Source organism: Shewanella sp. cp20 (assembly GCF_000832025.1).
Taxonomy (GTDB): Bacteria; Pseudomonadota; Gammaproteobacteria; order Enterobacterales; family Shewanellaceae; genus Shewanella.
Map to the genome: position 1 here is coordinate 42,173 of NZ_JPII01000028.1, position 24,169 is coordinate 66,341.

21 protein-coding genes are annotated in these 24,169 nt (G+C 53.4%); 12 read left to right on the forward strand and 9 right to left on the reverse strand.

Features of this window, described 5'->3' with window-relative positions; translation table 11 throughout:
* Positions 1 to 25 precede the first annotated feature (25 nt).
* Together DB48_RS10445 and DB48_RS10450 are read left to right on the forward strand one after the other, a co-directional pair.
* Entirely contained in the window at positions 26 to 547 is a 522-nt protein-coding gene (locus tag DB48_RS10445; RefSeq protein ID WP_052813750.1) for a GNAT family N-acetyltransferase, read from the forward strand.
* Positions 548 to 1,109: 562 nt separating this feature from the next.
* Positions 1,110 to 1,676, forward strand: coding sequence for an acetate uptake transporter (locus DB48_RS10450; protein WP_041510231.1), 567 nt, complete (start codon positions 1,110 to 1,112; stop codon positions 1,674 to 1,676).
* Here DB48_RS10450 and DB48_RS10455 read toward each other — a convergent pair.
* The 5 genes from DB48_RS10455 to DB48_RS10475 all read right to left on the reverse strand — a co-directional run bounded on the left by DB48_RS10455 (position 1,673) and on the right by DB48_RS10475 (position 7,401).
* The gene (locus tag DB48_RS10455) at positions 1,673 to 2,857 is read right to left on the reverse strand and encodes a response regulator (protein ID WP_041510232.1); all 1,185 of its coding nucleotides are present in this window, start codon (positions 2,855 to 2,857) and stop codon (positions 1,673 to 1,675) included. The genes DB48_RS10450 and DB48_RS10455 overlap by 4 nt on opposite strands.
* The gene (locus DB48_RS10460; protein ID WP_041510233.1) at positions 2,854 to 3,192 is read right to left on the reverse strand and encodes an Hpt domain-containing protein; all 339 of its coding nucleotides are present in this window, start codon (positions 3,190 to 3,192) and stop codon (positions 2,854 to 2,856) included. Before DB48_RS10460 ends, DB48_RS10455 begins: the two co-directional genes overlap by 4 nt.
* Entirely contained in the window at positions 3,182 to 5,929 is a 2,748-nt protein-coding gene (locus DB48_RS10465) for an ATP-binding protein (RefSeq protein WP_041510234.1), read from the reverse strand. Before DB48_RS10465 ends, DB48_RS10460 begins: the two co-directional genes overlap by 11 nt.
* 149 nt (positions 5,930 to 6,078) lie before the next feature.
* Positions 6,079 to 6,753, reverse strand: a complete 675-nt coding sequence (locus DB48_RS10470) for an OmpA family protein (RefSeq protein ID WP_041510235.1) — start codon at positions 6,751 to 6,753, stop codon at positions 6,079 to 6,081.
* Positions 6,754 to 6,900: 147 nt separating this feature from the next.
* Positions 6,901 to 7,401, reverse strand: a complete 501-nt coding sequence (locus DB48_RS10475) for a YcxB family protein (RefSeq protein WP_327270663.1) — start codon at positions 7,399 to 7,401, stop codon at positions 6,901 to 6,903.
* Between the two features lie 145 nt (positions 7,402 to 7,546).
* Between DB48_RS10475 and DB48_RS10480 the strand changes: the two genes are divergently transcribed.
* From DB48_RS10480 to DB48_RS10490, 3 genes are all read left to right on the forward strand, one after another.
* Positions 7,547 to 7,864, forward strand: coding sequence for a DUF1971 domain-containing protein (locus tag DB48_RS10480; RefSeq protein ID WP_041510236.1), 318 nt, complete (start codon positions 7,547 to 7,549; stop codon positions 7,862 to 7,864).
* Positions 7,865 to 8,028: 164 nt separating this feature from the next.
* Positions 8,029 to 8,397, forward strand: coding sequence for a hypothetical protein (locus DB48_RS10485; RefSeq protein WP_041510237.1), 369 nt, complete (start codon positions 8,029 to 8,031; stop codon positions 8,395 to 8,397).
* Between the two features lie 5 nt (positions 8,398 to 8,402).
* Complete coding sequence (locus tag DB48_RS10490) at positions 8,403 to 8,651, forward strand: hypothetical protein (protein ID WP_041510238.1); 249 nt, start codon at positions 8,403 to 8,405, stop codon at positions 8,649 to 8,651.
* A 62-nt stretch (positions 8,652 to 8,713) separates the two neighbouring features.
* Here the strand turns inward: DB48_RS10490 and DB48_RS10495 are convergent, their stop codons facing one another.
* Both DB48_RS10495 and DB48_RS10500 read right to left on the reverse strand, forming a co-directional pair.
* The gene (locus tag DB48_RS10495) at positions 8,714 to 9,136 is read right to left on the reverse strand and encodes a VOC family protein (RefSeq protein ID WP_041510239.1); all 423 of its coding nucleotides are present in this window, start codon (positions 9,134 to 9,136) and stop codon (positions 8,714 to 8,716) included.
* 98 nt (positions 9,137 to 9,234) lie between these two features.
* Entirely contained in the window at positions 9,235 to 9,840 is a 606-nt protein-coding gene (locus tag DB48_RS10500; protein ID WP_041510240.1) for an NADPH-dependent FMN reductase, read from the reverse strand.
* Between the two features lie 140 nt (positions 9,841 to 9,980).
* Here DB48_RS10500 and DB48_RS10505 point away from each other — a divergent pair, with 140 nt between their 5' ends.
* The 5 genes from DB48_RS10505 to DB48_RS10525 all read left to right on the forward strand — a co-directional run bounded on the left by DB48_RS10505 (position 9,981) and on the right by DB48_RS10525 (position 17,174).
* Positions 9,981 to 10,652 carry a helix-turn-helix transcriptional regulator gene (locus DB48_RS10505; RefSeq protein ID WP_052813751.1) on the forward strand — a complete coding sequence of 224 codons (672 nt, stop codon included), beginning with the start codon at positions 9,981 to 9,983 and terminating at the stop codon, positions 10,650 to 10,652.
* Positions 10,642 to 11,352, forward strand: coding sequence for a pseudouridine synthase (locus DB48_RS10510; RefSeq protein ID WP_041510241.1), 711 nt, complete (start codon positions 10,642 to 10,644; stop codon positions 11,350 to 11,352). The genes DB48_RS10505 and DB48_RS10510 overlap by 11 nt, the downstream gene beginning before the upstream one ends.
* Positions 11,353 to 11,558: 206 nt before the next feature.
* Positions 11,559 to 12,473, forward strand: a complete 915-nt coding sequence (locus DB48_RS10515) for a LysR family transcriptional regulator (RefSeq protein WP_235375384.1) — start codon at positions 11,559 to 11,561, stop codon at positions 12,471 to 12,473.
* A gap of 159 nt (positions 12,474 to 12,632) precedes the next feature.
* Positions 12,633 to 14,903, forward strand: coding sequence for an OmcA/MtrC family decaheme c-type cytochrome (locus DB48_RS10520; protein WP_041510243.1), 2,271 nt, complete (start codon positions 12,633 to 12,635; stop codon positions 14,901 to 14,903).
* Positions 14,904 to 15,125: 222 nt separating this feature from the next.
* The gene (locus tag DB48_RS10525; protein ID WP_052813752.1) at positions 15,126 to 17,174 is read left to right on the forward strand and encodes an EAL domain-containing protein; all 2,049 of its coding nucleotides are present in this window, start codon (positions 15,126 to 15,128) and stop codon (positions 17,172 to 17,174) included.
* A gap of 16 nt (positions 17,175 to 17,190) precedes the next feature.
* On the opposite strand, the gene DB48_RS10530 is transcribed toward DB48_RS10525, so the two are convergent.
* On the reverse strand, positions 17,191 to 18,729 hold the full coding sequence (locus tag DB48_RS10530) for an MFS transporter (protein ID WP_041510244.1): 1,539 nt from the start codon (positions 18,727 to 18,729) through the stop codon (positions 17,191 to 17,193).
* 237 nt (positions 18,730 to 18,966) lie between these two features.
* A complete protein-coding gene (locus DB48_RS10535; protein WP_041510245.1) occupies positions 18,967 to 21,936 on the reverse strand; it encodes an ImpA family metalloprotease in 2,970 nt (989 codons plus the stop codon).
* A 482-nt stretch (positions 21,937 to 22,418) separates the two neighbouring features.
* Between DB48_RS10535 and DB48_RS20455 the strand changes: the two genes are divergently transcribed.
* Complete coding sequence (locus DB48_RS20455; protein WP_235375382.1) at positions 22,419 to 23,411, forward strand: HAMP domain-containing protein; 993 nt, start codon at positions 22,419 to 22,421, stop codon at positions 23,409 to 23,411.
* On the forward strand, positions 23,357 to 24,136 hold the full coding sequence (locus DB48_RS20460) for a methyl-accepting chemotaxis protein (protein WP_235375383.1): 780 nt from the start codon (positions 23,357 to 23,359) through the stop codon (positions 24,134 to 24,136). The genes DB48_RS20455 and DB48_RS20460 overlap by 55 nt, the downstream gene beginning before the upstream one ends.
* The last annotated feature ends 33 nt before the right edge of the window (positions 24,137 to 24,169 follow it).

Genomic DNA, 24,169 nt, shown 5'->3' on the forward strand with positions numbered 1-24,169 from the left:
TTTTATAAGGAAATATAGGACGTTTATGGCCGAGCAGCAGTTCAACTCCCCCCAAGCCCCGGAGATCACTATTCGTCACAGCACAGATGGCGACATAGAGGGGATTTTCGCCTTGTTCGGTCAGCCTAGCTGTTATGCCGGTACACTGCAGCGTCCCTATCCGTCGCTGGCCTTCTGGCAGAAACGCCTGAAGGATCTGCCGGAGAACTGTTACAGCTTGGTGGCCGTGCGTGATGGGCAGATAGTGGGGCAGCTTGGCATGGAGGTCTACAGCAATGCCAGGCGCAAGCATGTGGCCAACTTTGGCATGGCGGTGTGTGAGTCGGCGCGTGGGCAGGGGATCGGCAGTGCCTTGCTGGCAGCCATGATAGATCTGGCGACCAACTGGCTGGCGGTGCGTCGTATCGAACTCGAGGTCTATACCGATAACGAAGCTGCGGTTGCGCTCTATAAGTCCCATGGCTTTGTGATAGAAGGCGAGGCCAAAGATTATGCCTTTCGGGATGGCGGCTATGTGAACGCCTTCCTGATGGCCAGGTGCAGCTAAGCCCTGATTTTGAGCTCTGTCTTTGAGCCCTGTCTCTGATGCCTGTCTTTAAGGCCAGGGCTTGAATCCTAGCTTTTAGCATTAGCTTTAAATACTCTCTAAGCGCCCAGGCACAGGCGCTATCTGAGACGCAAAACTGATCTAGATCAGCAGATGGTTAACTAAGATCTTCTGCTGATTTTTTTGATGGGTCGATCACGTAAAGTCGTAAAGTGTGAGGCTCGTCCTATCTACCGGGGTTTTACTTGTCCTAAGAGCGCTCGCCTGAGATGACCCGAAACAAACTTTGTGATACCTCTCTCAAAAAGCGGGTTAGCGTGATCATGTTCGCTTTATCTGTGGGGCGATATTTATCTAAATGAATTTATTGGATATTTTTGCTGCTCGTTAATATCATCACTCGACTGTAACTCTTATCTTATTGTTTTGTATCTGTTTTTGTTATGACACGTCACCCACTCGGGCAGGCATTGTAGTGCCTTTAAGACTTCTCTAGAATCCGCCGCGATTTTGACCGCGCCATGGGGGCGCATTCACTGCGAGCGATAACGAGGGGAATTAAATGTCGACAAAATTGGCCAATCCTGCGCCTCTGGGTCTGATGGGGTTTGGTATGACGACTGTGCTGTTGAACATACACAATGCGGGCTTCTTTGACATCGATGCCATGATCTTGGCGATGGGGATCTTCTACGGTGGTCTGGGCCAGGTGCTGGTGGGCATGATGTGCTTTAAACGAGGGGACACCTTCGGCACCACGGCATTTACCTCATATGGCCTGTTCTGGTTAACCTTAGTGGGACTCATTATGCTGCCTAAGCTTGGACTTGCCGCCGCCAGTCCGAGTCATTTCATGGGCTGGTACCTAAGCCTTTGGGGTGTGTTTACCGCCTTCATGTTTGTCGGTTCTTTGCGTTACCCTCGCGCCAAGCAAGTGGTATTTGGCTCCTTGACCCTGCTGTTTTTCCTGCTGGCGGCCCGCGACTTTACCGGTAGCGAGTCGATTGGATTGATCGCCGGATTCGAAGGGATATTCTGCGGTGCCAGTGCCATCTACTTTGCCATGGCCCAGGTGCTCAATCAGGAATATGGTCGGGTGATCCTGCCTATCGGTGAGGCTAAAGCTTAGCCATATTCTATGGCGGTCTTGACCGCCTGTAGGATCTCGGTGCGATTGGAGGGCTTAAGAATATACCCCTTCAGTCCCACCTGAGCCCAGCGCTTGATCAGCTCACGGTTGTTGTTGCTGGTCAGCGCCACCACGGGAATGTCCTTACCGTCGTTATGGACCTTGAGTTGCTTGGTGGTGTTGATGCCATCTAGGTGGGGCATATAGAGATCCATGAGGATCAACGCGTAATCGTTCCCCTTGATCATCTTGAGCGCGGTCAGGCCGTCGCAGGCCTGCTCTGTGTCATATTCATCCTGCTCCAGCACCTTGACGATCATCTCGCGGTATATCTGATTGTCTTCCACCACTAAGATCTTCTTCTTGGGCGGCTTGGCGTCATGCTCATCAAACAAGGAGGAAACCAGGGCCTGACTCGGGAGCCTGCTTTTCTGTTTTGCCTGTACCTTCTGCTTGATATCTTTGATCTCGCTGTGGCGACTGGTGAGCTGCGCCAGGATGAGATCCAGACCATCTTTGATCTCCACCTCAAGCTGGGTCAGCAGGGGCTCGATATGCTGCTTCGCCAGCGATTTGACCAGTGCCTTGTCGTGACCCATGCCCTCGTCTCCATGGGGGAGCTGCTCGGTCGACTGTTCCATGGAGGCCTTGCAGGAGTCGACTGAATCCAGTAGTTGACGCTTACACTGACTGCTGAGTTCGATCAGCGAGGCGAGGTTAGTGTCTATCCGTTCTAGCTGGTCGTCATCCAGACCGGCGTAATGGTCATCCCCCTGGCTCTGTCTCAGTCCATTGTGGACTATCATCTTCAGGCGAAACTTCTCATACAGGGGGAGATAGACGAAGTAGTTGTCGAACACCCCCTTGATGCAGCTGCGAAAGGCCAAACCAGATTCCTTGTTCTTACACAGCACAATGGCGTAATGCCTGTGGACGATCTGCTGGTTTTTCAAGAGTTTGGTATAGAGCTCTATGCTGAGTTTCACTGTGCTCATGGCAAAGAGGATCACCGAGGGTTTATGCTCTTTTATCTGCTCGCCCACCAGCCTGGTCACAGGCACAGTGCGGTATTCGTCGACCTGTTCGGCGATGATGTTAGCCGCGCCTGAGATATCCTCCTCCTTCTCATAGAGCATGATCACTTCGGGGTGACGGCTGGCGACGCTAGGTTTTCGGGTCATGAGTTGATCACCTCTATCAGGGATTGCAGGGCATTCTTGAGCTGGATGATGAGCTGCTTGCACTGAGCCATATCTTGCTCGATGGCGGCGAACTCCAGTTGTTGTAGTTTGTCGGTAACCTCTTCGGCACCAATCGCCTTGGCAGAGGTCTTGAGAAAGTGCGCCCCCTGCTTGAGCCCCTTGAATTCGCGGTTGTTGTAGTGGGTAGCGAGTTCGCGCAGGCTGGAGCGGGCCTGGTTGACGAAGTCCTGTTTGAACTGGGCTATGAGGGTAGGATCATTGCCGATGAGATCGCGCATGATCTTAGGGTTGAGGATTTGGGGACTATTCTTCATGGCGATACCATTTTTGTATGACCTTCTTCAGGTCTCTCAGCTGCACGGGCTTACTGACAAAGTCGTTCATGCCCGAGCGATAGCAGTCGTCGAGTTCGGTCGCCATGGCGGCGCCTGTGATGGCGACAATGGGCACCGACTTACGTTGGGTGCTGGTTTCTATCTGGCGGATCTGTTTGGACATGTCATAACCGTCTAGATTGGGCATATGGCAGTCGGTGAGGATCAGTTTGTAATTCGCCGATTGCCATAGGTGTACACCGGCGAGGCCATCTTCGGCGAGGTTGCAACGATAGCCAAGCATGTCGAGTTGTTTAAGAATAAGCTTTTGATTTAGAGGGTTATCTTCAACGACCAGTATGTCGGCATCCCCCTTGAGTCGAGGTGCTGGCTCCTGAGTTAAGGAGTCAAAGAGCTCTAGCTCCATCTCCTCGAGATCGATGGCGAGGTCGGTGTCGAGACGTTTCTGCACCGCCTTGAGCAGCAATGCTTTGGATAACAGATAGATATCCAGGCTGTCTATCTGGGGAATGGCCAGTTTTAGCGCCTTGCGTTGATGTTGGGGCAGGGCCACAAGCCAGTTGCTATGCCCCTTGGGGCTCGCCGCCTGATTAACCAGAAAACTCAGCTCGTCTGCCTCGCCTGTGGCGAGGATAATCACCAGCTGCAGGCTTTGGGTGTCGAAACCCAGGTGCTCTGCCTGGTAGCATTTGACCCTGCCACCCTTGTCGGTCAAACACTGTTTAATCCAGTCCATCTTGCTCTGGGGCTGGCCCAGATTCACTATCCCTATGGTGTGTTGGGAAAGCGCCTGATTCTGCTCATGGCGATGGGCGCGCCAGAAGGGAAGCTCGACGCAGAATTGGGCGCCCTGACCCAGTTCGCTTTCGAGATTGACGCTACCGCCCATCAGGTTGGTGAGTTTGCCGCAGATAGCCAGCCCGAGTCCCGTGCCGCCGTAGTTACGCGTGGTAGAGCGCTGCGCCTGTACGAAGGGGGTAAAGAGGCGTTTCTGGGTCGCCTTGTCTATGCCTATGCCGTTGTCTGTCACAGTGAAACGCACCCGGGTCACGATATCATTCTGCTCGCTCACGGCTATGTTTAGCGAGACACAGCCCGTCTGTTCCTCTGTGGTGTGGGTGAACTTCATCGCGTTGCTGAGCAGGTTACTGAGGATCTGCCGTACCTTGACGATATCGCCTTCGACCCATTCGGGTAGATCCAGGGCTTCCTCTACGGCGAACCTCAACCCCTGGCGGCTGGCTACCGGTGAGAAACTCTTGATCAGATCGGCGATGACTCCGGTGAGGTGGAAGTCTTGCTGCTCAAGTTGCATCTTTCCCGATTCTATCTTGTTGATATCTAGTATGTCGTTAAGGATATAGACGAGGTTATTGGCCGAGGTTGAGGCGGTTTCGATAAGATCTCTTTCTTCGCTCGACTTATCAGCCAGGGACAGCAGTTCCAGCGCGCCGATCACCGCATTCATCGGCGTGCGAAGCTCGTGGCTGATCATAGAGAGAAACTCACTCTTGGCCTGGCTGGCGATTTCGGCTCGCTCCTTGGCAAGCTGCAGTTCTGTGGTGCGCTGCTTGACCCGGCTCTCCAGCGATTTGTAGCTTTCCTGCAGCGCCAGACGGGCTTGATAGATGGGGGTCTGATCGATACAGATGCCGTCGATGCGGCTGTTTTGATTGTTCTGTCCTTGGCTCACCTTGCCCTTAGCGAGTATGTAGATGGTCTCCTGGTTGGGCAGAATGGCGCGATACTCCTGATGAAAGGGGGTGCCGTTGGCCAGGGAGTCCTCGACGGCCGTCATTACCGTGGGTAAGTCTTCTGGATGGATCCGTTCGGCCCACTTCTCTAATACGCCAATATCTTCAAAGTTGAGGCAAAACATCTCGTTGGCTCTTTGATCCCACTGCCAGATCCACCGACCTTGTTCATCTATTTGTGCCCGCCAATTACCTATGTTACCGGCCTCGAGCGCCAGCTTCTTCGACTCGTTGGCCTCGTTAAGGGCGTCGAGCATGGCGTTGGATTCTGTCTGATCTTTGATGAGGCCGAGCAGCTTAAAGTGGCCATTGTCCAGGAAGATATGCTCGGCGAATAGCTCATAGACCCTCTCCATATCTTTTGAGTCGACACGAAAACGAAACTGAGTCTTATGTTTGCCCGCGGGCGACGGGGCGAGAAAGCTATCGAACTTATGGCGGTCTTTCACCCTGACCATCTGCTGTAGCACCTGCCAGTCTAGGGGGCTGTGATGGCTCAGCTGTAGCAACTCCTTCATCCTGTTGGAGAAACGCGTCTGGCCCGTGGCTGAGTCATAATGCCAGATGCCGATATTCGCCGAGCAGAGAAAATCCTCGAAACGCTTGAGGTAGGCCTGCTGGATATTGGGATCATCTCTCTGCGCGACAAACAGCAGCTGGTAGCGACTGTCGTCTAGACGGTGAGGGAGCAGTTGATACCAAGGAGTCTGAGACTGGCGGTGGAGGCGTACGTCGAGGGATTGTTCCTCTGTTACTGCATGGGCGATGGCATCAATGAGCGAGGTGCTTGAATCGATTTGATTAAGGGTCAATAGCTGATCGAGCGGGTGCTCGATGATGGCCGTATCATTAAGCTCAAACAAGGCGCAAAGGGCGTGGTTGGCCTCGATGATCAGTCCTTGTTCATCGCAGATAAGCTGCGCAAATGGTGAGTGGTCAATGCTTTTCCCTGTAGGCGCCATGGCATCCACATCCTTGTTATTGCTTAAGAATAAGTCTAGACCTATGTGAGCAATTTTGGGGAGTGGATTTGTGAATCTTTTTTGCGGGAAAGCTTTGGAAGGAGCGCCCCTCGGCTGCAGAGAGCGAGGGACGCTAAAATTCTAGCGGATTAGCCCTTTGGCATTGGGCTCAGTACGATTTCGACACGGCGGTTTTGTGCGCGGCCTTGTTGCGTCGAGTTGTCGGCGATCGGACGAGATTCGCCCATGCCTATAGAGCTGATGCGCTGGTTCTCGATTTCACGAGACATCAGATAGTTGGCCACTTCAGCGGCACGTACCTGAGACAGGCGCAGGTTGTATGACTCGCTGCCCGAACTGTCGGTGAAGCCCATGATATTCAGCATGGTTTCGTCATATTCCTTGGCCACCAGGGCGACGCTGTCCAGCACGTTCTTGGCGCGGCTGCTTAGCACCGACTGATCGACGCCGAAGGTCACTTCGTTTGGCATGTTCAAGATGATGTTGTCGCCGTTGCGGGTGACGCTCACGCCGGTCGATTGTAGCTGTTTACGCAGCTCGGCTTCCTGCACATCCATGTAGTAGCCGATACCACCACCGACCGCGGCGCCTGAGGCTGCACCGATAAGGGCACCTTTACCCCGGTCGCTCTTGCTCGAAGAGGCTACACCGATCGCCGCACCGGCAATGGCACCTATGATGGCACCGTTAGTCGCCTTGGCGTTTTGGGTCTCGTTGGTATACGGGTTGGTTGTTTGACAAGCCGAAATAAAAAGTGTCGAGCCGGCTAAGATTGCCGCGACGAGTTTCTGATTACTGATCATCGTTACTCCATATTTGGTTTGCCCAGGGGCGGAGACCGTCCTTAGGGCTTGTTGTTATGTGCGCTATTGTCGCATTTTGCTTGCATAATAACAAAGCGAGGCGTTTTTATCGGAATCTATACAAATTTTAATATAACTGCGGCAAATTTAGCCCTTTGTGGCCCCTTTGTTGCGCACAAACTCGCAGCTGGCTTCATCGAGAAAACGTTTCGAGAGGTAGTGTTTTTGGCCGCTAGACAGTAGCAGAAAACCTGTGGTGGTCTCCTGAATGGTGTCGATATCGTCCCACAGCAGGAGTTGTTTAACATAGAGAGATTCTGTTTTGACTCCTTGCTCGTCCAGGGTGAGGCTGGCTTCGTTGCCGGCGGCCTTACTCATCATCTGGCGGGCGAGGTACCAGGGACGCTTAAACTTGATACTCAAGGCCTCCAGCACGCCGAGGGCGATGATAAACCAGGAGGCGTAGGCGTTGACGCCCGTTAATAGCAGCGCCAGGCCGACAAGCAGGAACCCCAGTGCCTTAGCATATGCGGTGCGGGGAACATCTTGGGTCACAGAGGCATCGAAGCACTCGCCATAATAGGCTTTGTCCAGAATAAAGTGTGTGCTGTAGTGAAACGAAGAGTGAGATGAAGCTGTCATGGTCATTGAGATAGCTGAATTTTGGACACAGTGTAATCTCTTATGGATGAAGTGCAATCTTGCCGTTAGCTTGTCTTAGATCTTTGGCAAAATTTAGACTAAGTTTAGCTTTCGGATAGACGGCAACCGGCCGCGATAAGAGAGCTTTATAATGTCATTTGTGCCTAAAGGATATGTGAAGTGTAAGAAGACCCCTGTGTATAGCGAGCAGGATATGCCAGCCATCTACCGTGAGCGGCATTTTACCCGTCACGGCGTGTATGAGCAGATCCATGTGATCCAGGGGGAGCTGATGTTTTTCGGCTACCTAGACAAACAGGGGGAGGTCAATCGCGAGGTGCGCCTGTTGGCTAACGAAACGGCGATTTCCCATCCCGGTTACTGGCACAGTATCAAGCCCCTTACCCCTGATACCCGTTTCGAAATTCATTTCTTCATCAAACCCGATGGGCCGGTCGATCAGGCTTAAGCACGTATTTTGAGCAGTCTTATCAACTGTTTCTAGCAACAATTCTTTTCGAGCTGCGCTAGCGATAAATTGGCACTTCACAGGCGAGAAGTGAATAAAAGTTAACCTGACTTTCCCCGGGTTAAGTAATAGAGTCCAATGATATTTCTCGCTAAGGAAAGCCGATGAAAACCGCCCCAAACAATTTCTTGAAACATCAAGCCTCGAAACCTCAGGCCCCGAAACCTCAGGCCTCGAAACATCAGGGATCGAAATATCAGACCTTGACCCCCCAGGCCTTGAAAAGCCAGGCATCGATGGCAACGACAGATAAGGCATCGATAGCAGCGCCAGATAAGGCTGTCGCAACCGAGCCTAAGATAGCTACTGCGCCACAGGCCGGCTCCTCTTTGTTGCAAGACTTGGCCGAGATGGACACAGGCTTCGCCCTGCTGCAGTCCATGATGCGCTCCAAGACACTCACTATCATGGTGATCATCTTTCTGCTCGCAGGAGCGGGTTTTGCGTTGTTTCTTAGCAAGATGGCGGGGTAATACTCATGTTAGCGGCTAGTCTCACCGAGCTCTTTATCTGGTTTATCTGGGAGATCTTACTCTCGTTTGTTCTTTATACCACGGGCGCCGTGGTGATTGGCCTGCTAACCCTTGGCCGAGTGCAGAAGCCCTTGTACTGGCCCGCCCTGTTCCATCGGGAGAAACGCCTGGCGAAAAACGATTTTTACGCCGTCTATCTGGCAGGCTTTTTCTTCTACCTTCTGCTGTTCACCCTGGTCGTTTACTGGGGATAGGCCTTTCGCTGCAAAATATTGCGGCCTATCATCCCCAGTAGACCTAAAGCACTAGGCTGTGATCAGGCGTCGTAGCGGTTACGTTGTGCTGGCAGGTCAGTTAAATATTGCACAAACTCCACCTCATAGCCGTCGGGGTCGATAAAGTAGACGTTGCGACGGAAGGGATCGTCCTGTCCCACCTTGTCGACCTCGAAACCCGCTCGACTCAGCCTGGCAATCACGCCGTCGAGATCTTGGGTGGTGAAGGCGAAGTGCGCCAGGCCGACCCGATGGCCCTTGAGATCGCGATTTTCCCCTTCACCGTCATCGTTGAAGGCCAGATACTGATAGTCGTCACCGAAGTGAACCCAGTTGCGTGGCTTGCCATACCAGCTGCCCTTACCGCCGCCACGCACCGACCAATGAGGGAAGGCGGCCTGGTAGAAGTTGAGACTGGCGTCTAAGTCTGTGACCACGAGATTGATATGTTCTAGCTGGATCATGATTAAATTCCTTCTCTGTTAGCTTGGTGGTATTCCATTAAAAATGCGCTGGTTTAGCGCCTTGGTATCGGTGCGCTGGCTTTAGCGCTCGCGGCCTGCTACATGCCGTACTGATACTCTTGCTGTTTGGGGTAGGCTTGTTCCCTGTGGCGCAGGCGTATGGCGCCGAGGGCGTCGGCGTATTGACCGAGCATATGCAGGCTGTAATCGATACGCTCTCTCAGTCCCTGTTCTCTGGCATCGATTTCACCTTCGCCCAACACCTGCTCGACATTACGAATGATCAGATGATCAGGGATAGGTACCAGCTTGTTGTTCTTCAGGGCATTCATCTTTAACTCGGCGATAGGGTAGGCGCCGCTGATCCCGCTGGTGACCGCGACCAGTAGGGCGGGCTTGTGGGCCGTAGCCTGGTTGTCGCACAGCAGTAGGAAGTTTTTCAGCATGGGCGAGGCCATGCCGCCCCATTCAGGGGTGATCAGCACCAATGCATCGGCCTGCTTTACTAGAGGGTCGAGCTTGTGCCAGTCGCTCGCCTGGAGTGCGGCACCGTTTCTGTCGCCGTCCCAGAAGGGCAGATCGTAGCGACACAATTCGACATGCTGTATCTCACTGAATTGACTGGCATGTTCGCTAAGGTATCCGGCGACTCTGGCGCTCTGGGACCCGGGACGTTGGCTGGCACTGACGATAAGAAGTTTCATTATGTAAACCTTTTTGTTTATTTAATGTTTTATACACTAGTTGCTTTATTTAATTTTGTAAAGACTAAAGTAAATAAAAAAGTTTACTTAATCTCTGGATAGGTAATAATGGGCGCATGTGAGTCCAGAGGAGACGGCGGGTGAGTAAGAAGACCAGCGAAAAGATCATCGACTATATCAAGACCCAGGGGCCTAGTACCGCCAAGGTGTTGGCCGAGCAATTTGCATTGACCACCATGGGGGTCAGACAGCATCTGCAGGCCCTGGAGGATGAGGGGATCTTGAGTATCGAAGATAGAAAGGCCTGTCGCGGTCGCCCTACCAGATACTGGGGGCTTACCGAGAAGAGCTATAAGCTGTTCCCCGACCGTCACGATGAACTCACCAGTCAGCTGATCGACTCGGTGCGGGTGGTGTTTGGCGACCAAGGGCTAAATCAGTTGATCGAGCATAGAGAGCAGGCGAGTCGGCGTCTGTACCAAGAGGCGCTGTCACAAGCCGCCGGCCTGGCGGACAAGCTCGCGGCGCTGGCAAGGCTCAGAACACAGGAAGGCTATGTCGCCTCCGTCGAGGCGCAAGATGGCGTCTATTGGCTGCTGGAAAATCACTGCCCCATCTGTGCGGCTGCGACGCGTTGCGCCAATTTTTGCCGCTCCGAGCTACAACTCTTCCAGGAGTTGTTTACCGGACTGGCTAAGGTTAGCCGAGAGGAGCATATCATTGAGGGGGCTAGGCGCTGCGCCTATAAGCTGGTGCCTTGCTCTGAAGTAGAAAAGGCCGAGCAAGCTATGGCGGATGACAATGTCCGCTAAGCGAGCCAGGTTGGACAGGTTTATCAGTCAGCAGTGTCAGATCCCGCGCAAACAGGTGAGGCTGATTTTGGCTAAGGGCAGGGTGAGCGTCGACGGTCAGGTGGTGCGAGACGCCGACTGTCAGATAGATCAGTTCTCCCATGTGATGCTTGATGGTCAGTCGCTCAGGCAGGAGGAGGCCATCTATCTGATGCTGCACAAGCCTGTGGGGGTGGTGAGCGCGACCAAGGATAGCGAGCACAAGACGGTGATGGATCTCTTGCCTGACTATCAGGACAAGGGGCTGCATATCGTAGGGCGATTGGATCTCAACACCTCGGGATTGCTGTTACTGACGAATGATAGCCGCTGGTCGAAACGCATCATGTCACCCGAGCATAAGGTGGCCAAGCAGTACCTGGTTACCCTGAAGGCGCCACTCACCCAGGCTTATGTGAAAGCCTTCGCCGAGGGGTTCTATTTTGCCTATGAGAACATCACCACTCAGCCGGCACAGCTGGAGATCCTCGATGCTCATCTGGCCCGCGTCACCCTGTATGAGGGACGTTACCATCAAATTAAGCGGATGTTTGGCCGTTTTCGTAATCAGGTGATGGCACTGCACAGGCTCTCAGTGGGTGAGCTGACTCTGGATGAGACCCTGCCCGTCGGACAATATCGCCCGCTAACGCCATCCGAGGTGGCGAGCATTTCCGCTTAGAAGGGGCATGCCGGCATGTTTCCTTGTTTTGTCCCTCGTCTAGCACTAATTTCTGACTTCGACAAGCCAAGCATAATTGTGTGACTAATGGCTATATCGTTTTTTATATTTCTTGTGTTATAAATATTAGATTACTCACATAAACAATAGTATCGATGAGCAATCAAACACTTAAGAAAATTAGCGAACTCGATGTGTTTTGTTTGATGGTGTTTAAAGTCATTTTTCAAACTGGACATGCCAACATAGCGGCAAAGCAGCTTAACGTATCTGCACCTAAAATTAGCCGTTGTTTGAATATGTTACGCGCCACCTTCGACGATGAGCTCTTCTATCGTCGTCAACTCGGGCTCAAGCCCACCCCTATGGCGGAGTTTCTCTACGAGCCCGTGTGTCAGTTCTGTGAAGCCGTCTTAAAAATAGAACAGTCTATCAGCGAAAAGAGTAGTGAGTTGGCCAGCGATCGCCTGAGAATCGCGGTCACCTCGAGTATCATGGCCAGCCTCTCCCTGGCTTTTGCCCGTAGCGATGCCAAGACCGCCTTTAGTCAACTGCAGTTTGTGATCTGGGGGGATGACTCGGCCGATCAGATCCATAACGGTGAGCTGGATATGGGGGTGACTTTCGATGCCTGCAACGAGCATTCATTATCGGTGGATACCCTAGGCTGCCTGAGTAGTGTCTGTTTGGCGGCTAATGAGGAGCATGCCATCTGGACTCAGAGTGAGCCTTTGACTCTAGAGACTATCTGTCGTCACCCCTTTCTCTGCCTGGATGGTAAGGGGTTTAACGACAAGATCGACCCACTAGAGGTGTTCGCTCGCCAGAACGGTGCCGACATAGATTGCATAGAGAGAGTCAGTTCGCGAGATGAATGGTATAGCCATCTGTTGACCATGAACTCGGTGGCTTTCCTGCCTTGTTCCGAGGCCGAGATCTGCGGTGCCTTGCCCGGGATCCGTGTAGTACGCCTGTCTGACGAGGAGGTGGCTCGGCTTCATGGTGAAAGCATGTCGCCCCAATACCTGTTGCTGGAGAATCCTGCCGAGTATCGCCGCTACTCGATGGAGCAGAGAGAATTAATTATCCGCCTTATCAAACAGCTACTGGTTAAATGTTAATTCCACATATTGAAATTTACACTTTCAGATTTTGAAATTTCTGTTAATGAATCTTTAAATTGTAGTCACAACTTGGACTCAATTATCTAACATTTTGTCGTTACTCCCTTATATTTGAGGTACTGCAATAGCAGACAATACCTACAAAGGGATATGGCGATGAAAAAAAATAAAATTACCTTATTAGCCATGGCACTCTTCTGTGCCATTGGTGTGAGTGCGTGTGGTGATGGTGATGATGGTAAAGATGGCGCGCCAGGTGAACCTGGCGTTCCTGGTACTCCTGGTACACCTGGTGCCCCCGCGGGATCGACTGTTGATGCTGTAGCCACAGCCGCAGACTTCAAACTGACTCTACAACCTGCCGACATCGTAGTAGTAGGAGCTGATGACTTCTCTATTAAGTTCACCGCGACAGGTAAAAATAGTAAAGGAGATGATGTTCCGTTCACTGGCCTGGACAAGGTTGCCCTCTATGTTACCAACCAGGTCGCTAACGCTACTGACAGTGGCGCACCTATGCTCTGGTCAAACAATGCTATCGCAAACGAGTTTGGCTCAAGCATGTACTGTACACCTACCGGTAAGGCAACTGCCCGTGGCGGCGCCGAAGTTAATGCCTGTACTCTGGTGGAAGATCCTGAAAATCCAGGTACCTACACTGGTACTTGGGAGCATGACGGTAATGCCCCTGTAGTGGCCGCGGCTGGTGATCCTAACAGCATGTTCCGCGTCATGGTGCGTACCTACAACGTGACCGATGCAAATGGTGTATCGATATCCGACAAACTCCTCTCTACCCCGCTCGATTTCATTCCGGCAACGGGTGAGATGGCCGTATCGGCCAAAGATTCGGTATCAAGTGCCGCATGTATTCAGTGTCACAGCGAGTTGATGGGCTATGGTGATGACGATAAGCGTATCGCTAATATCGGTGCTCACCACAACTATCAGAAAGTAGAAAACTGTATCGCGTGTCATAACCCAGCTTATGCCGCCGATCAAAATGATCCTGAAAAAGGCTTTAACCCTAACTTCAACGCTATGATCCATACCATACACGCGGGTGGTCATCTTGCTGAGTGGGGCGTGCTGAAAGGTGAAGCATTAGAAGAGTTTGCTGGCGTTCACTTCCCAGCTGAGCTTAATGAGTGTAAGACCTGTCACGACAATGGCAATCAGTGGAAAGAAAACGTTTACCGTGAGGCGTGTGTAGGTTGTCACGTAACGGTTAATTTCGAAACTGGTGAAGGTCACTCTGACTTCCAGTTGCCACAGGCTGATGATTCACAATGTATGAACTGTCACATAGGTAACCTGAGCCCAGAAATGGTGCATAAGGTAGGCAACAGAGCGATTGAACAGGAACAAGTTGTCCTTGATTTCCAAGGTGTGACTGTGACTGACAATGGCGATGGCACCAGTGCATTGACCGTAACCACTAAGGTTACCATCAACGGCGCAGCACCTGCCGATGGCACTATGCTAGATCCATACATGCCACGTCTCTCTACTGGTCTTCTGATTGGTAATGTTGACGCGAAAGGCACACCAATCCGTGGATTAGGCATGCCAGTTAGTGGTGTGGCTATTACTGGTGGCATCCTGACCACGACTAAGAGCTTCGACTCTGCACGCCTGACTGGTTCTATCTATGTCACGGCAGAAGTGATGATCTGTGGTGCTGGTGGTAAGGCTGTGATGTGTGCCGACGGTGATTACACCCAGGTTGCAGCAAGTTCACCTGTTAAGTACTACAACCTGGATGACCCTGCGGTTGCAGCTACTGAAGCCCGCATGAGCGATATGGATCGCGTCACCGTAAGTGAAGCTAAGTGTAATAGCTGTCACGGTAACCTGACTCACATCAAGTCTCCACGTCATGGTGTGACTGAGTTTACTCAGTGTATGGATTGTCACAACAACAGATACCCAGGTTCTTACCACGGCGCTGTTGAATACGACACAGGTGAAAAAGACGCAGACGGTAACCCAATCATGGCACCAGTTGAAGGCGTAACCTTCGCTAACCGTGACCTGATGACTGTGGCTCACCGTTTCCATACAGGTACTTTCGGTGGTGGTATCTACCTTGATAAGAACCTGGAAACTGTAGGTTATCCAGCGTTGGCAACAGACTGTGAAGCCTGTCATAAAGATGGTGCAACCTTCTTTGCAGCCGATGGTGGTTTGACTTCTGGTAAGCGTTCAATTCAGGTCACTGCAACTGAGTTTATCTCACCTGTAGCTGAAACTTGCCGTACATGTCACATCAGTGCCTCCGCGCTAGCTCACTTCGAGAGCAATGGTGCGACAGTGCATGGTAAGCCTGATACAACTGCCGACTTACCTGTCGAGTCTTGTGCAACCTGTCACGCCGAAGGCAAGACATACGGTGTTGATAAAGTTCACGCCGGTGGTGGTCACTAGACGCCAACAATAATAACTCTCGCTAAATGGGCATACCCCTGCTAAATGCCCATTGAGATAGCAATAATCTTGGGGAACCTGATTCAGGTTCCCCTTTTTTATGCCTGTTTTTTCGTTAGTTTTTATCTTTAGTTTTTACATCGCGCCGTACATTTCACTGTCTGATTTCAGTATCTTGGTCTAAGTTAAATAGATTCAATCAGCAAACATTGGGGCCATAAGTTGGCGGTTAAAGACACCTCATCCAGCCTGTTTCTCATTGCGATAAAAGAGTCTTTTATTGCCCTCCTGCCCTTTATTTTCGTTAACTCCTTGCTGGCTCTGGTTGTTGCTCTGGTCGATGTGTGGCAACCCAGTTGGCACGGCAGTGAGGCCTACGGCTGGCTGAGTCAGTTTAGCCGCCTGTTGTTCAGCTTCTTTCCCCTGTTGGCACTGCTCTCGCTATCATTTCATTTTGCCAAGTATCTCCATGTGTCGGCGGTCGTGGTGGCGTCCCTCTCCATCGGCAGTCAAATTGCCCTGCATATTCATGGAAGCGAGGCTATCGATCTCAGCCATGGTTTCGATTTCCTGTTTGGCGATGCCAGGGCCATCATCACGCCGATCCTGGTTGCCTATCTGCTGCAACGCCTGATGGCGATTAAGGCGCTTAATCTGCTGCAGAGTAGCAGCCTGAGCAGCTACCTCAAACTGCACCTTAACCTGCTTATTCCATTGATCTTATGCTTCTTTCTGGTCACCACTGGCATCTATTGGGTTGGCGAACTCCTGGGACTAGTGCTGAGCCCGCTGATCGACTCCCTAGCCGCTAGCAGTACCCTGTTTCAGCTATTTGTCAGGGTGTTGGCCACCCATCTGCTTTGGTGTTTCGGTGTCCATGGTGATATCGCCTATATGCTGGTGCTGGGCGTCGATAATGGACTGCAGCCGGTGGCACTCAACCTGACGTTGTCGCAGTTTACCGATCTCTTTGTGTTGCTCGGTGGCAGCGGGGCTACACACTCGCTATTGATCGCCCTGTTTATCGCCTCGAAAGATAAGAATGCTGTCAATGTGGCCAAGCTCGCCTTGCCCTTCGCCCTGTTTAATATCAATGAGATCCTCATCTACGGCCTGCCGATCATCTTTAATCCCAGGCTGATACTGCCCTTCGTGTTGGTGCCCCTGCTAAATACCATGATAGGCACCTTGTTGATCGTTAGCGGCTGGGTCAGTTTCAGTGGCAATGACTTTCCCTGGATCACCCCCATCTTTCTCAACGGCTACGTGGCGGGTGGTAGTCTGGCACTGCCCCTGGTGCAACTCTTGTTGGTCTGCCTTGGGGTATTTGTCTATCTCCCCTTCGTTAGACGCTACAGCCTGTTGGTGGGCAATAAGGGCTTCGAGCGAGATCTGATTAAACGGGTGCAGCTGCAGCAGGATATCGACAAGATCAGCGAGCGAAACTATGCCCGCCAGCAGTCTGAAGATCTGGCGGCCAACCTCAACCTGGAGAAGACCATCAAGGAGGTGCTCAATGGCGAGTTACTACTTCACTATCAACCTAAGGTGCGCCTGAGTGACCGACAGGTAGTGGGTTTTGAGGCGCTGCTGAGGCTGAGAAATGAGCGTGGTCAGCTGGAGGGCCCCTATTTCATTCCTGCCTTCGATCAGGCGGGTTACTTCAACCTCATCGACACCTTTGTCATTAAACGCGTGCGAGACGATATGCAGGCCTGGGCTCGACAAGGCTTCCGGCCCAGGGTCAGCATTAACCTCAATCCCAACAGCGTCTTGAGTCAGGATATTCAGTCGATGTTGATCGAACACTTGGGGGATATCGCCGACAGAGTCGATATCGAGGTGCTCGAGTCTATGTTTGTGGCAGACCTTAACGCCGTCGAGGCGAGCATGGCTCACCTTCGCCAATTTGGTTTCTCCTTCGTGCTCGATGATTTCGGTACCGGGTTTTCCAGTATTAGCCTGCTGAGTAAGATCACCATAGAGGGGGTCAAGCTAGATAGATCTATCCTGGAGAACATCAAGCATCGTAAGGGGCAGGTGCTTTATCGCCATACCTGCATGTTGTGTCGCAGCCTAGGTTTTAATCTGGTAGCCGAAGGGGTAGAAACCCACGAGGAGGAGGCCTTCGTTGCCTCGGCTGGGGTCTCGACGGTACAGGGATGGCTATATGCCAAGGCATTGCCTGCCGATGAGGCCAGACAGTATGCCCTGTTACAAGGGCGCGCTAGCCAAGAGGCTGGCGAGGCGGAAATAAAAAGGGAGCCATAGGCTCCCTCTGTCACTATTAGGCGCGTGCCCGTTGCAGGGTCAGCAACCACTTGCCGTAGATGAAGATCCCCACGGCAGAGATGGTGCCTATGGCCGCGATGATATACCAGGCCATGCCTATGTTGTGGCTGTTATAGAGCAGGGTGGTTAGCGACTGCGCCGACTCGCCGGTGAAGCTGACCAGGGTAGTAAAGGCTTCCCCCTGAGGAATGGCGGCGATATCGCTGGCGCTCATGCCGCGCTCAAGCAATAGCTCGCGCGAGAAGATCTCTTTCGAGGCGAACATCTCATATAGCTTAGGACCAAAGTAGCCTTCCAGTCCCCAGCCTATCCCTTGAGGCAGCATCACGAAGCCCAGGTACATGGCCTTCTTGCCCTTAGGGGCGATGTTACCCATAAACTCATTCTTCTTGGGGCTGATCATCATCTCGCCGAAGGAGAACATGGCAATCGCCAACACTATCATCCAGGCGGCGTTGGTGGCGCCGATGAGGACGAAGGCGATGATACTCAGCAGACAGCCCGCTAGCATGGCGGTGGTGATGCGGTATTTGGCGGTCAGCGCCGCCACCAGGAAGCAGCTGGTCATGATCATGCCGGCGTTGAGGTTTAGCATCCCCTCAGGCATCACCTTAGTGCCCGAGTTATCCAGGCCGAGCCAGAACTGCAAGATGCCGTTGGAGGTGCCTTCCGGGCCGAACAGGCTGGTGACGATCACGCTGGTATCGACCCACTCGGCGATATGGATCGGCAAGACATCGAACAATGAGTTAAACAGGAACCAGAAGCCGGCGAACACCAGCATGTAGTAGATCACCACAGGCTTCTTCAGCTCATGCAGGGCATCTTTCCACAGGGCTTCCTGGGTGAGTTCGCCGCTCTTGATCTTACGGTTGCGCTCGATACGTTCCTCCTTGCCCGGCTCCTTGTAGGCCAGTAGGAAGAGGAAATTGAGCGAGATGATGGCGGCGCAGGCGTAGAAGACGTTGTCCCAGGAGAGCTGACGCATATGCACGGCGACCAGTGGACCGAGGAAGCCACCTATGTTGACCACCTGATAGAAGATCCCCCAGGCCATAGAGGTATTTTGACGGCCAGTGGAGAGCACCAGCGTTCCCTGGATCCCAGGCTTGAAGATACCCGTGCCGCCCGCCAGCAGGATGGCGCCGAAGAGGAAGCCCCAGAAGTTGGGGAAGAAGGCCATTATCAGGTAGCCGGAGATCTTGATGATCGTCGAGGCGAAGATGGTTTCCTTGTAGCCGACACGGTCTGAGATGCCGCCGGTAAATACAGGGATAAAGGTCTGCATCAAGGCCCAGACGGAGATGATAATGCCATAGTCGTGCAGGCTGATCCCCAGGCCGCCCTGTGATACAGGCGCCTTGGCGTAGAGGCCGGCACTGGCTTTCACGCCGTAGTAGGCGATACGTTCGACCAGCTCCATGCCGCCGACGATCCAGAAAATATAACTTAGGCTAGCAATGGAGGCCCACATTCCCAGCTGCTTAACTTCACGCAGATCGTTTTCTGCGTAAGCATCATTGGCGTCGCTCATACCCTTCCTTAATTTTATCTTTTTGTTGTGCTGCTTATTGGCAACATCTCGTCTTGGTTAGTGACAAGCGCTCGCTATAGGGGTGATAGCTCGTCATTTGACAGCACACTTTACCTAAAAATGACCCTAAAGACCAAAACCATTCACATTGGGTGGCACTGGTGTGATCAGCAGGTAAAAAAAAAGCGAGCACTCCGGCCCGCCAAAAAGGGTGTGACAACAATGTTTTTTTCAGGGTTATAGTGGCCAGGCCTGCTCGCCGTCGACGGTAACCGATTGCAGATCTAAACCAAAACAGTAATCCCCAGGGGCATAGACATAGATTGCCTTAGGCACGGCGGGGTAGGCGAAGCTGGCGACCTGTGCCTTGGCGGCATCTGAGGTTGCCAGTCCCCACATCTGGTAGAAGTCGCGATAGTCGAGCCCGGTGGAGAAGCTCATGGCGATCATCAGAAAATCGTTGTTGCTCATCGCCTTGGCCGAGGCTAAATCGAAGCTGCCAAAGCCAAGCTGGTCACGCTTAGCCAGCCAGCTGGCCTCGTCGGCCTGAGCGCGGTCGAACTCCCGCAGCAAGATGTGAAGCCTCGCCAGCAGATGCCAGCCGTTTTGCAGCGCCCCCTGTTTCTGGGCGGCCACCATGGTTTGTAACATGGTGGCCATGCCGCTCGACCAGCTGGTCAGGTTGGCGGCCTGCACGTAGGCAAAGGGATCGGCCTGGCGCTGACTGGCCTGTAATACCTCAAACTCATCCTGAATCGACAGGCCCTGACACTGAGGAAGCTTGCCCGTCTCTATGTAGGCGCGCGACTTAGTGTAATAGGAGTAAGGATTGGTGGAGGCGTGTCCCTCGTGGCCGTCGAATCTCAGGCGTCCCCGCTCCAGGCCATGGCCCAGCTCATGGATGTCGCCGTGGCCTGTGGGGCTAAATGACCAGGAGGCATCGTAAGGGTTGCCCGAGCAGCCCGAGCCACAGGTGGGCTGATCGGCATTCATGTGTTTGACCATGTCGAGTTGGTCTAGCTGCCAGCCCTTGCTGGCGGCGAAGCTGGTGATCTCATCGACGCTGTCGATGCCCGGTCCCTGAAAACCTGCCAACAGGTGCGGATAATTGTGTACATACTGGCTAATGGCCTGGCTCATCTTCTGCGGCGTGTCCCATCTGGGCTCGTGGCTCATGGTCTCTCGCATCTTGGTGAGCCTGGAGTGCACCTCAAAGTGCTCGGTCGCCAGCTCCGCCCAGTCGTAATCGCCTTTGGCTAGGGCCTGGGTAAAACTTTGGTCATCCTTGTCGCTGCGCCAGAAGGGGTGCAGGCCAACCTTACTAAAGGCGAACTCCACCGGTTGATCGTTGGCGCTAAATCTAATTTGCACCGGGCCACCATAGGGCGAGGTGAGGGTGAGGGTCTCCCCCGGTTTAATGGATATGGCCGGCGACTGCAGGTACTTGGGGCGGTTATAGCCTTGGCTGGCATACTCGTGAGTCGAGCCAGAGCGCTGGGTATTGATAAACACCTTGGTCTCCACCGCGCTGTTGTCGGTGCGTTTCACGCTAAAGGTCTGTCCCGGCAGGGCATAGACGCCCGCGGCGCGAAACGGCGCCTTGCTGCTGAGTGATACCGTCTTGTCTACCGGGGTGACATGGGAAAAATCGGTGCGGCTGAAATTGCCGAGATCGACAGGTACTGGGTTGATGGACCGGGTGTTGTACACGCTGCTGTCGGCGAAGAGCGCCTTCAGGTAGCTCATCGGCGCCGTGCTGCTGACGTCCATAGGGTATTGGATCTCGCTGCGATAGCTGTCGCCAAGCAGAATCAGATACTTATATAGCTGATACTCGGCGCTGTCAAAGATGGCCATCTTCTCTGTATCCAGACGGTTAATGCTGCTGCGAATATGCGCCAGGGCGCTGCGATATTCCTCGCTAAAGACGGGATCACAGGTATCGCTACACTTGGCCAGATCAAAGCTTGGGCTTTCGCTTTGCAGCAGTTCCAGCCAGAGCGCCTCCTGGCTCAGCGCCGGGTTAGCCGCCTGCATGGCGAGGTAGTCGCTCCAATCCGCCTTATCCGGGCTGAAGTAATTGCCCGGGCCACCTGGGCCCTGCATGGCAAATCCCATGGTACCCAGCACTATTTGGGTGAGCGGCACGCTGTTCCAGCTATGGCTGTGAAGATAGAGCAGTGGGGTCTTGGTTTGCTTAAGCGCCGCCAACCTTGCCGCGACCTCGGCATCATCGAAGGCCTCGATGGAGCCGGCGATCACCAGCTCGGCCTCATCCAGGCAGCTCGCCAATTCGCTGGCGACATCACAGCGACTCACCTGCCAGTTGGGGTAGTGGCTGGTGAGCCAGTCGGTGACCCGGCTCTTGCTCCAGTCGCTGATAAGGAACAGGCGGACCTGCTTGGTCGCCGCCAGGTTTTCTTGTGCTTCACCCGTCAGCCAGGCTAGCAGGCGCATCATGCTAGGCTCGAAGGCCAGGTTATTGCCGCTCTGCATGCTGGCGATGATGTCGGTGCCGAAGGCGGCATTGCGCTGGCCCTGCAGGTCACTCGCCGCGGCAAACAGGCGACCCTGGTTGCCTCGCACCAGCTCGAAACTCTGGTTGAGTGGAAAACCCTTGCTGGCCAGGGGCATCTGGATCATCTGTGAGTGTTGACCCGAGTCGTAGCTGACTCTGTCAGCCTGATAGATGGTGTTTAAGAAGCTCTTCTGCGCGCTGCGATAGTCTTGGATAAGCGTGAGGCCACGGGCGATCACCTGAGGCTCCAGATCCTTAATCAGGCTGGCATCGCCGCTCTGGCTGGCGGCGCTGATCTTATCCTTCAGCTTGAGGGTGAGGCTGTCTTCGCTGCTCAGGCCGGCGCCGTCGGTGACCTTGAGGGAGAGGACGACCTCTTCATCCTGCAGCAGCTCACTGGCATCCAGGGTGAGCGTGTCACTGCTCAAACCGCTGAGTTTAACCTCTGGGCCTTTGGTCTGTTGCCACTGGTAGCTGGCATCGCCCGGGTTAAACAGGGTAACGCTTGCCTTGAGGGAGAGGGTTTCATGATTCCAGGTTTGCTGATCCGGACCGAGTTCGACACTCGGGGCCTGGGCCAAGGGTGGCGTGACGGTGCCGCCGTTACCCGCATCCGTATTGCTATCCTCTGAACCGCCGCAGGCCGTGAGCCCTAGGGCGATACAGGCGGGGAGTATCCATGGTTTCATTGTTAACACCTCATTTCCATTTTGCGACATTCTGATAGCAATCGTCGCTGAATGCAAATGAAAATAAAAAATTATTCAATAAAAACAATGATTAAGACGGTATTTTGACACCTGCAACTTTTTGACGGTGAGATGACCAAGCGATTTAACGCCTGGAATCGACCGAGAAGTAACATCTCGAGCCATGGTAGTTCGCTAATGCCGATTTCCAGCTATTTCTGAGCTCTTGGACGAGGCGTTAATGTGAAGATCGGTTAAAAAGATTGGCTAATTGTGATCTACTACTAATTAGGTAATTATATCTGCTGGCACTCTGATGTATTAAGGGTTATTAGTTTAAGTATTATCAGCTTAACTGATTTTGCCTGAGCCCAAATTGGTTCAGGTTTTTTTATCTGGGTACTTTAATCCAGGCGCTTTAATCCAGGCGCTTTGATGCCTGTCGACCTAGTGTAGTGAATTGGCCATAAAAGGAAGCGAATATGTCTGAACAAAACCGCCAGGAGGTACTGGCGATGACGGGAGCGTCCGAGCAGCAGGCCGGCTTGATGGAGCGGATCAAGTCGGTACGATTTCAACTAAGACTCAACGTGTTTCTGATCATCTTTGCCTTTATCTTCCTCGGCTACAAGGGGATCACTGGCATGCTGGATGCGGGAGATGCCATAGGTGAACTCTATGGCCAGGGGATGCAGCATAGCATCAGGGCCGGCAAGGTGCTCAACGAACTCGAAAAAGCCAGAAGCGGCCTCTTGCTCGGGTTTCAGCACGACCCTGCCAACGCCTTCGCCGATATGCACAATCACCCCTTGAGTTTCCATATCGATGCCAGCCGAGCCTCAATAAAGGCGCTGCATGAGATCATCGACAATCAGATCTTGGCATCAGACCTTGCCGATGATGAGCGTGCTCAGGTCGACCGTCTAGTGTCACTGCTGGATAGGGTGACAGAGCAAGGCTTTAACCCCGCCATCGATGCCTTGAGCCAGGGGGAATACAAGCGCTCTAACCAGCTATTGCTGGAGAAGATCAACCCGTTGTTTAAGGATATTACCAGCCAGGCCCAGGCCTTCCTGGATATGCAGATAGGTGAGGCCAAGGAGAGCTATGAGGCCTCCCAGGAAACCGTCTCTCTTTATATCTGGCTGGTGGCCATCTTCTCCGGCGTTGCCATGCTCGCCATCAGTGTCAGCTCAGTGTTTATCATTCGCCGGGTGAGCCTGTCTGTGGTGCAGCTCGAAGAGACGGCGGTGGATATTGCTGCGGGCGATCTCACCAAACGCATTCGCCTCGGCGGCCATGACGAGTTTGCCCATATCGCCGAGCACGTGAATCGCATCGCGGCGGATTTCCAGCAGGCGGTAACCAACACCCATGCGTCTACCTCGAGACTCGCCAGCGCGGCCGAGGGAATGCGGTGGTGTCGACCCAGACCCAGCGTAACGTGCTGGATCAACAGCAGCAGACCCAGCTGATTGCCACCGCCATTCATGAGTTTACCGCGACGGTACGCGAGGTCGCCCAGAGCGCCGCGGCCGCGGCCAGTGCCTCAGAGGATGCCAACGGCGCCGCCCACGGTGCTCAGGATGTAGTGGATGAGAGTATTGCCGTTATCCAGGCGCTGGCGCAGGAGCTAAGCCGTGCCAGTGATGCGATGACCCTGCTGGCGCAGCACTCTAACGAGATAGGCACTGTGGTGGATGTGATCCAGGGGATCTCGGAGCAGACTAACCTGCTGGCGCTCAACGCGGCCATCGAGGCGGCGCGGGCGGGCGAACAGGGCAGAGGTTTTGCGGTGGTGGCCGATGAGGTGCGCTCCTTGGCTAAACGTACCCAGGATTCGACCGAGGAGATCCAGAAGACGATTCAACGCCTGCAACAGGGGGCGCGAGACTCGATGCAGATGATGCAGAGCGGCACAGATCAGGTACAACTGAGCGTGGATAAATCCTTGATGGTGCGTGACGCCCTGCAGCAGATCTTAAACAGCATCGAGGAGATCAACGCGCTTAACGCACAGATCGCTACGGCCTCTGAGGAGCAGAGCTCGGTGACCGAGGAGATCAACATCAATATCACCAACATCAGTGAGATCTCGGATCAGACCGCCGAGGGCGCCAGGCAGAGCAGCGATGCCACCGAAGATCTCGCCAGGCTGGCGGAGTCGATGGAGGCGGATATCGCCCACTATAAGGTGTAGTCCCTACAGCCTAATAAAATGAGGCAATAAAAA

Coding starts and splice junctions, on each gene's coding strand:
- DB48_RS10475 (WP_327270663.1), bottom strand. CDS start 7,401: ATGACCATGACAGCTTCATCTCACTCTTCGTTTCACTACAGCACACAC.
- DB48_RS10470 (WP_041510235.1), bottom strand. CDS start 6,753: ATGATCAGTAATCAGAAACTCGTCGCGGCAATCTTAGCCGGCTCGACA.
- DB48_RS10510 (WP_041510241.1), top strand. CDS start 10,642: ATGTCCGCTAAGCGAGCCAGGTTGGACAGGTTTATCAGTCAGCAGTGT.
- DB48_RS10450 (WP_041510231.1), top strand. CDS start 1,110: ATGTCGACAAAATTGGCCAATCCTGCGCCTCTGGGTCTGATGGGGTTT.
- DB48_RS10445 (WP_052813750.1), top strand. CDS start 26: ATGGCCGAGCAGCAGTTCAACTCCCCCCAAGCCCCGGAGATCACTATT.
- DB48_RS10465 (WP_041510234.1), bottom strand. CDS start 5,929: ATGGCGCCTACAGGGAAAAGCATTGACCACTCACCATTTGCGCAGCTT.
- DB48_RS10490 (WP_041510238.1), top strand. CDS start 8,403: ATGTTAGCGGCTAGTCTCACCGAGCTCTTTATCTGGTTTATCTGGGAG.
- DB48_RS10460 (WP_041510233.1), bottom strand. CDS start 3,192: ATGAAGAATAGTCCCCAAATCCTCAACCCTAAGATCATGCGCGATCTC.
- DB48_RS10485 (WP_041510237.1), top strand. CDS start 8,029: ATGAAAACCGCCCCAAACAATTTCTTGAAACATCAAGCCTCGAAACCT.
- DB48_RS10455 (WP_041510232.1), bottom strand. CDS start 2,857: ATGACCCGAAAACCTAGCGTCGCCAGCCGTCACCCCGAAGTGATCATG.
- DB48_RS10500 (WP_041510240.1), bottom strand. CDS start 9,840: ATGAAACTTCTTATCGTCAGTGCCAGCCAACGTCCCGGGTCCCAGAGC.
- DB48_RS20455 (WP_235375382.1), top strand. CDS start 22,419: ATGTCTGAACAAAACCGCCAGGAGGTACTGGCGATGACGGGAGCGTCC.
- DB48_RS10535 (WP_041510245.1), bottom strand. CDS start 21,936: ATGAAACCATGGATACTCCCCGCCTGTATCGCCCTAGGGCTCACGGCC.
- DB48_RS10495 (WP_041510239.1), bottom strand. CDS start 9,136: ATGATCCAGCTAGAACATATCAATCTCGTGGTCACAGACTTAGACGCC.
- DB48_RS10530 (WP_041510244.1), bottom strand. CDS start 18,729: ATGAGCGACGCCAATGATGCTTACGCAGAAAACGATCTGCGTGAAGTT.
- DB48_RS10520 (WP_041510243.1), top strand. CDS start 12,633: ATGAAAAAAAATAAAATTACCTTATTAGCCATGGCACTCTTCTGTGCC.
- DB48_RS10480 (WP_041510236.1), top strand. CDS start 7,547: ATGTCATTTGTGCCTAAAGGATATGTGAAGTGTAAGAAGACCCCTGTG.
- DB48_RS10515 (WP_235375384.1), top strand. CDS start 11,559: ATGGTGTTTAAAGTCATTTTTCAAACTGGACATGCCAACATAGCGGCA.